Source organism: Halorientalis persicus (assembly GCF_900110215.1).
GTDB lineage: Archaea > Halobacteriota > Halobacteria > Halobacteriales > Haloarculaceae > Halorientalis > Halorientalis persica.
On record NZ_FOCX01000069.1, the window covers coordinates 1 to 6981 of the forward strand.

Genomic DNA, 6981 nt, shown 5'->3' on the forward strand with positions numbered 1-6981 from the left:
ATCCGGCCACCGGGTGACTGCCCTGCCGAACCAAGGCATTCCGGCCAACCCGCACTCAGAGGGAACCGGCAGCATCCCGGTGAAACTCTCGCTTTCTCCCTCACTGTAGGGCTGTGGCCCGGTCACGCAGGTCGTTCGAAAATCGGAGATTTTCGTGATCACGAGAGACGCCGTCTCTCGGACGACCCCATCGGAATCGATGTCATTGCCGTGTGACGATCAGACCGTGGTCGTCACCGCCCCTTGTCTGTTGGGGGCCGGCATCTCACCGATTCCGTAGCAATTTCCAATACGTCGGGCCAAGAAAAAAAAACCTTCGGTCGGTCATCCAATCTGGCCGCAGTACGGTGGTTTGTATCCCCTGAGTGTCCGCCTGACCCCCGCCTGTTCGCTCCTCGGTTCCGACTGGTATCGGCACACTCGTCGCTCACGGGAAGGCGGGGGTATGCGCTCGTATCTCTATCATTCTCTTTTTTTGACGCCCGTAATCTCGAACCGCGCGCCACCAGCGTCGCTCACAACAACAGCGATTGACCAACCGTGCGCGTCGACGATCTGTTCGACGATCTGTAATCCGAGCCCAGTCCCGTCGTCTGACGTGGAGTAGCCGGCCTCGAACACCGCTTCGTGTTTCTCCGGTGAGATACCTGGTCCGTCGTCCGCGACGTAGAAGCCATTGTCGAGTGCGCCGACCGTGACTGTGACATCATTTCCGCCGTGTTCCACGGCGTTCCCAAACAGGTTTTCGAGCATCTGACGCAGTCGGTCGTCGTCTGCTTCGATAACAGTTTGTCGTACAGCGTCGCTCGCGTAGCGGATGTCTGCGTCGGGTGCGTCATCGCACGCGATGGCCCAGGCGGCGTCTATAGCATCTCCCAATGCTGTCTGTTCTGTCGCACCGATGTCTTGGCGTTCGCGAGCAAGCCAGAGGACATCTTCGATGATGCGGTCCATCCGATCCAGCGCTGTCCCGATCGCGTCGAGATGGGGACTTTCGGAGTCTTGCTGGAGATGTTCTAACCGGCCTAAGGCGACGTTCAGTGGGTTCCGGAGGTCGTGACTCACAACCCTAGCGAACTGTTCAAGCTGTTCGTTTTGCTCTTCTAATTCACGCTCGTGGGCGCGGATCTGTTGCACCTGCTCGACCTGATCGAGCGCCGTGGTTAGGCTTCCGGCCAGAATCTCGCCGAGGACGCGATCGCGCTGGTCGAACGCCCCAGATGACTCGGTCGCTGCTATCAGGATCCCGTGTTCCCCAAGCGGGAGAAACAGTTCGCTCCGAACGGCTGTCTCGGGATTGTAGGTTGCTGGATCGTCGCGAACGTCGTCAAGCAGTATTGTCTCGTCGGACTCGTAGGCGCGCCATGCGATGCTATTCCCTCCCTGAAACGCCGGTGGCTCGCCGACGAGCTCGTTCCCGGCATCAGTCTGTGAAATTGGGATTAAATCACCTGACTCCTCGTCGCAGAGGTGAATCGCGTTCGCTTCCAGTCCTACCACGGTCCGTGCCGCCTCGACACCGATCTCCGCGACTTGTTGCCGGCTGTCGACGACCATCAGTTCTTGGGTAGTCTCGTTGAGCGTTTTGAGCCGGCGTTCGTACTCTTTGCGCTCTGTGATGTCACGTGAGATAACCATGAACCGGTCACTGCTGTCGATACTGAGATGAACGATGTGCACCTCGACGGGGAGCGTCGATCCATCGTCACGCCGGAACTTCGTTTCGAGGCGTCGTCGGTCACCGATATCAATTTCGTCAATCGTGGCGTAGAATTCGTCGGGTTCGATCTCGGCGTCAATCTCCCAGACCTTCCGTCCGACGAGTTCCTCAGCGGACGCCTCGAGTACATCACAGAAGCGCTCGTTCACGTCCAGAATCTTCCCGTCAGCGTCGTGGAGGTTAATCATATCAGGAGAGTTCTCGAACAGAGCTTCGAGCCGCGTCCGCGCCCGTTCGAGTTCTCGCTCCCGTTCGATCTGGTTGGAGATATCTCGGACCGTACAGACCAGTTCGTCGTTCTCGGTCAGTGACAGCCGATGTGCCTCGGTGAATGTCGAGCCGTCCGCGCGGACGCCGACCGTTTCGCCCTCCCAGTGTCCTTCGGATTCGACTGTCGGGAGGATCTCTTCGTGGATGAACTGGATATCGTCTTCGCGGTAGAGTTTCCGCCAGTGTTCACCAATGAGATCGTCCGGCTCGTAACCATAGAGATCTGCGTACGCCTGATTGACATAAATGAACCGGCGCTGGTCGTCGAGGATGCTAATCCCCTCGCCTGCGGTCTCGATCGCGTTGAGTTGTCGCCGGCGTTCGGTCTGGGCGTGGGCCCGTTCGACCGCGTTCCTGATCCGGTTCGCCAGCACTCGATACTGTTCTGTTCCTGACTCTTTTTGCAGATAGTCAGTCACGCCGGCTGAGATGGCCTCACTCGCAACTTCCTCTGATCCCTTGCCTGTGAATAAGATGAATGGAAGATCGGAATACTCGGCGCGAACGGCTTCGAGAAACTCGATTCCGCTGCGGCCGGGCATATCGTAATCAGAGACGATACAGTCAAAGTGCGATTCGTCGAGACAGTCTAGACCGTCCTCGGCGTCGACGGCTGTCTTGACGACGAACCGGCTGTCTTCGCGTTCGAGAAACGTCGCGACCATGTCGGCAAGTTCGGGGTCATCGTCTACGTGGAGGATGTGAATGGTATCAGGACTAGACTGCATCGAATCCCTCTATCCTATCTCTGATCCTGCACCGGATTAAACTTGCCAAAACAGAATTTAAGTTTCCGTTATCAATAAGGGTTGATTGAAACCAGACAAATCAATGCATTCAGTATGAATTGCACCGGAATTCGTGACTCACTCTTGTGGCGGAGATTGTTGGTTAGGATCTCGTACATCGGGTGAGTTCCCTGAGATTCCTCGTTCAACCGGTTTCGCCCCACTTCTGGATCGATTGATCGCGTAGTTCAGCTCTTACAAAATCACCAGGCAGCTCTCCACTAACAATCCTCCAACCTAGAGCGAAGCCCAGAATGCGGATGTTGGGATTCCGCGTGAACCGACATGAAAGATCAGATACCACTGGAACGAGCCTGGTGAGTCAGAACCGGACGATTGCTACGTGGCTCGGACTGAGACCCATCGTCTGAATGCATATGGGGCTAGCTCCCTTCGATTGCCTCATTAGAGTGTCTGTTCGACAAACTGCGACACAATGCGGTCTTCGGCAGTCCGAAGCCGATACTGGACCGTCGAACGGGGTTCGTCGAGTATTGACGCCAGATCGGAGACGGACACTTCCCGCGGCCGTTCGTAGTAGCCATGCGTGACTGCGGCTTTCAACACCTGCCAGTGCTCCGGCGAGAAGTCCGTGGCGATCCGCTCGGTGGCGTTCCAATTGCCGGCACTGGTGATATGTGATACCGAGAGCGATACTCCATCGCGAAGATGCGATTCCATCGTGTCGTACACATCACCGATAGGGTAATTGCCCGGGAAGAGAACGCGCCAGCGGTACTCGTCGCCGACGCGGCGGGACTCAAACACGGTCCCCTCTTGGACGTGATCGAGAACGAAACGTGGGAGTGAGTGACATTTCTTGATCTCCCGACGGAGGGTGTAGATCGTTCGACTCGTCTCCTGACGATCAAGGACCTGATACGAGCGCGCCGTATCACAAGTGTCGACATCAAAGCACTCGTTACAGCGCGTCTCGTCGAGGAACACCCTGTCGAACGCGCTCAGCGCTTCGTCGGTTCCCTTGGCGTGATCGAGTCGCCACATATGATTGTCGTTCACGAAAATCGCGGACGACCACAGTGAGAGACTCTCGTACTGTCGGAAGATGTCCATCAGTTCGTCGGCCCCCGACTCGAACTGGAGGACGAACTCGAACTCACGTGTCTCGTCGACCCTCACGGCCTTACCGGTCATTTTCATCTAACGCTAATTACTACTAAGACAAAAGCACCGGTATTTCGGACCCTAATAACTATTTGCTATAGTAGTTGGTTATCGCTAAACCAAAGCTGATTGCTACTCCCGGGGTACGTAAGAATGCGATGTCCGACGAGAAAGAACACGGCAGCGGTTCGGTGGCACCGGGCGACACGAGCAAACGAGTCGGGGCCGAAGTGATTCGCGAGCGTGGTGTCGACCCCGAGGAACTCCGCGAGAAACTGATCGACGCCATCGGGGCGGAGTTCACGACGTACTACTACTACACGAACCTCCGGATGCACCTCGCCGGCGAGGAAGACTACAAGGAGATCACCGAGGACGCTCGCCTCGAAGATCGGGCCCACTTCGAGCTGGTCGTGCCCCGGATCTACGAGCTTGAGGGATCGCTCCCGAACGACATCCGTGACTTCGCAGATCGCGCGTCCTGTCCGGACGCCGAAGTGCCGACGCCGATGGACGACAGCGGCGGGTTCGACACGTCCGATCTGGCGGTCGAGGACATTCTGGAGGTGCTGCTGGAGGCAGAGCGGTGTGCCATCCGGACCTGGAGCGAGATCTGTGACATGACTCGCGGTGCCGACCCGCGCACCTACGACATGGCCCAGCGGATCCTCAACGAGGAGATGGACCACGAGGCCTGGTTCATCGAGCTACTGAGCAAGGAACGGGACGACGAGATCAACCCGGCCGGCCACTTCGCCCGCGGTGAACCGGGCGACGCGCCGTACTCGACGAACAACCGGTTCAACGACTCGGCCTGATCCCCGTAGTCGACTCCCAACCCCACCTTCCCCTACTCCCCTGTCATGACACAATCGTCGAACGAAACGTGGACCGTCACGATCGTCGTTCCCGAGGATTCGTCGCTGGAGGAGGCCGGTGAGACGTACGACCTCGAAGTTGGCGCAGACGAGACGATCCTCGCGGCCGCGCGTTCGGCGGGTGTGTGGCTGCCGGCCGACTGTCAGCAGGGCTGGTGTACCACCTGTGCCGCCCGCCTCGTAGACGGCGACGTTGCCAACCCGAACGCACGTCGGTACTACGACGAGGACGACGAGGCCGGCTACATCCTGCCCTGCACTGCGAAGCCACGAACCGACACGACCGTCGTTGTCGACCAGTACGACGACTTTCTGGAGTTCAGAGCGGCCAACGACAGGCCACCTGGCAACTCGAAATTGGACTCGTAGACAGATCATGAGTACGAACGATACACAGTCGACTGAAACGGTCGACACAGATCACGCAGAGCCAGCGTACGGGGCAGTCCTCATTTTCGATGGAGAGTGTCCGTTCTGTTCGGCAGCAGCGACGGCACTCCGACAACTCCCCGAAGTTGGCGTCATCGAGTGGAACAACGACGCTGCACAGCAGTTCCTCGCGGCCCAGTTCGACGATCCCCCGTTCGCGCTGGTACTCGTCGACGGAAGAGCGGACCGGTTGTGGATCGGCCCGGCCACTGCAGGCGAACTGTGTGACCGTGCTGGGATCCCGACGCTCGTTCAGGATATCGTCGCGGACAACTTCGAGCGCATCGGTGACGCGGTGCGGGGCGTCGCCGGTGCGAAGCGGGAGCCAGCCAATCTCGACGGGACGCGTTCGCTCACTGCCGCTGCTGGTGCCGCGTATCAGACGCTCGCAGCGAACGCTCGAAGTACGCACGGGACTGGAGGAACCCCTAAATAGCCCTGGAGGACACAGGATATGCCAGTCTGTGAAACCTGTGAGGAACACGTTTCCGAGCAGTTTGCGAGAGTGTTCGGCGACGAAACCGGACGTGTGTATGCCTGTCCCAGCTGTTCCGCGAATGCCGGGATCGGTGAGGTGACGCGTGAGCGACGGCCCGATCACTGAGAGCAGCACTGACATCCAGTCGCAGGACCGGTTTGACCGGGGCTTCGAGAGGATTCAGACGGTAATACCTGTAGTCAGGAGGTAGTTTGGGTGTACAGATACCCAGCACAGACTGCGACAAGGAGTTCTGCAACTTTCGAGCCGACAGCCATGGGGTTAAGCGACTCACCCATGTAGAATGCATCGACGCTAACGCCCTGGAAAGCAAATAGCGCGATAATCGTGATAATGGCGTAGCCGGCGGCTACGAGATACAGCTCTCGACGCCAGTACGATGTGACGTACAGTGCGATTCCACCGAGGAACCCGAGCCCGTTCAGAATAAACAGGATTCCCATCAGTTGACTGAATCCCATCACGCGTGGTCCTAACAGGAGGTGGATTACGCCCGTCACCAACGCCGCGAGAATCGCAAGATATCCGACCGGGTCTGCTGGCAGGTTGAAATACGATCCATCGCGCTCTGTGGTCGATTGAGCGGTCACATAAATCAAGTATACCAGACTAGTAATGAATGAGAGCCACAATTCTCGTCATACAATAATGGCCTTGCCATTATATATGGCCGCCATTTCCCAGCAGAAAACCGGTGGTTCGGGATTGATTTTCTGTATGTCTGTGAGACGGACAAGCGACATCAGTACCTTTCTTGGCTTCGGTCTGTTGAAATATGTACAATACACACTATATTACGGGAACAAAAGGTTATGAATGCTGATTCGACCTCTGACGGTTCGTCGCCGACCATCATGGGCGTCGTCGTCAGTGCTTTTGTTGTCGTAGTACTGCTCGCAGCTATCGCCTATACAATTACGCTCTTGCGAAGGAGATTGTTGATAGCGAGAGCTGCGGCTGAATGTCGAAGAGGGCAAGGGCACCGCGCCAGCGGTGCCCGATATGTTCCCAATAAGCCGGTTCGTGTCGGAATCGGCTGCAGCGGACCTGTTGCAGCAGGTTCGCTGGCGTGATGGCGTCGAGTGCCCCCGCTGCCGTTCTGACCTGACGGTCAGAAACGGCAGCTATCGGGAGTATCAGCGGTATCTGTGTAAGAATTGCGGCCGGACGTTCAACGACAAGACCGGCACGATATTTGCTCATTCGAAGCTCTCGCTGAAAGAATGGTACTTCACGATCTACGTCTTCTTACGGTTCAACACGAGTATTCAA

The 6981-nt window shown here is 57.4% G+C and carries 8 protein-coding genes; 5 read left to right on the plus strand and 3 right to left on the minus strand.

Going from position 1 to position 6981, the window contains the following annotated elements; all coding sequences use genetic code 11:
- Positions 1-462: 462 nt before the first annotated feature.
- Positions 463-2718 (minus strand): hybrid sensor histidine kinase/response regulator, encoded by a 2256-nt coding sequence (locus BMX17_RS24175; protein WP_092665030.1) that lies wholly within the window; start codon positions 2716-2718, stop codon positions 463-465.
- A 465-nt stretch (positions 2719-3183) separates the two neighbouring features.
- Positions 3184-3933, minus strand: a complete 750-nt coding sequence (locus BMX17_RS24180; protein WP_092665033.1) for a helix-turn-helix domain-containing protein — start codon at positions 3931-3933, stop codon at positions 3184-3186.
- 128 nt (positions 3934-4061) lie between these two features.
- On the opposite strand from BMX17_RS24180, the gene dps reads away from it, so the two are divergent.
- From dps to BMX17_RS27750, 4 genes are read left to right on the plus strand one after another with little or no spacing between them, the layout of a single operon-like run.
- On the plus strand, positions 4062-4721 hold the full coding sequence (gene dps / locus BMX17_RS24185) for a DNA protection during starvation protein (RefSeq protein WP_092665038.1): 660 nt from the start codon (positions 4062-4064) through the stop codon (positions 4719-4721).
- Positions 4722-4766: 45 nt separating this feature from the next.
- The gene (locus tag BMX17_RS24190) at positions 4767-5150 is read left to right on the plus strand and encodes a 2Fe-2S iron-sulfur cluster-binding protein (RefSeq protein WP_092665041.1); all 384 of its coding nucleotides are present in this window, start codon (positions 4767-4769) and stop codon (positions 5148-5150) included.
- A gap of 7 nt (positions 5151-5157) precedes the next feature.
- Positions 5158-5646, plus strand: coding sequence for a thiol-disulfide oxidoreductase DCC family protein (locus tag BMX17_RS24195; RefSeq protein WP_092665044.1), 489 nt, complete (start codon positions 5158-5160; stop codon positions 5644-5646).
- 18 nt (positions 5647-5664) lie between these two features.
- A complete protein-coding gene (locus tag BMX17_RS27750; RefSeq protein WP_449272167.1) occupies positions 5665-5814 on the plus strand; it encodes a DUF7563 family protein in 150 nt (49 codons plus the stop codon).
- Between the two features lie 74 nt (positions 5815-5888).
- On the opposite strand, the gene BMX17_RS24200 is transcribed toward BMX17_RS27750, so the two are convergent.
- Positions 5889-6299, minus strand: coding sequence for a DUF7475 family protein (locus tag BMX17_RS24200; RefSeq protein ID WP_092665047.1), 411 nt, complete (start codon positions 6297-6299; stop codon positions 5889-5891).
- A gap of 412 nt (positions 6300-6711) precedes the next feature.
- On the opposite strand from BMX17_RS24200, the gene BMX17_RS24205 reads away from it, so the two are divergent.
- Positions 6712-6981: transposase-like zinc-binding domain-containing protein (locus BMX17_RS24205; protein ID WP_139203750.1), on the plus strand; the 270-nt coding region annotated here is incomplete at its 3' end.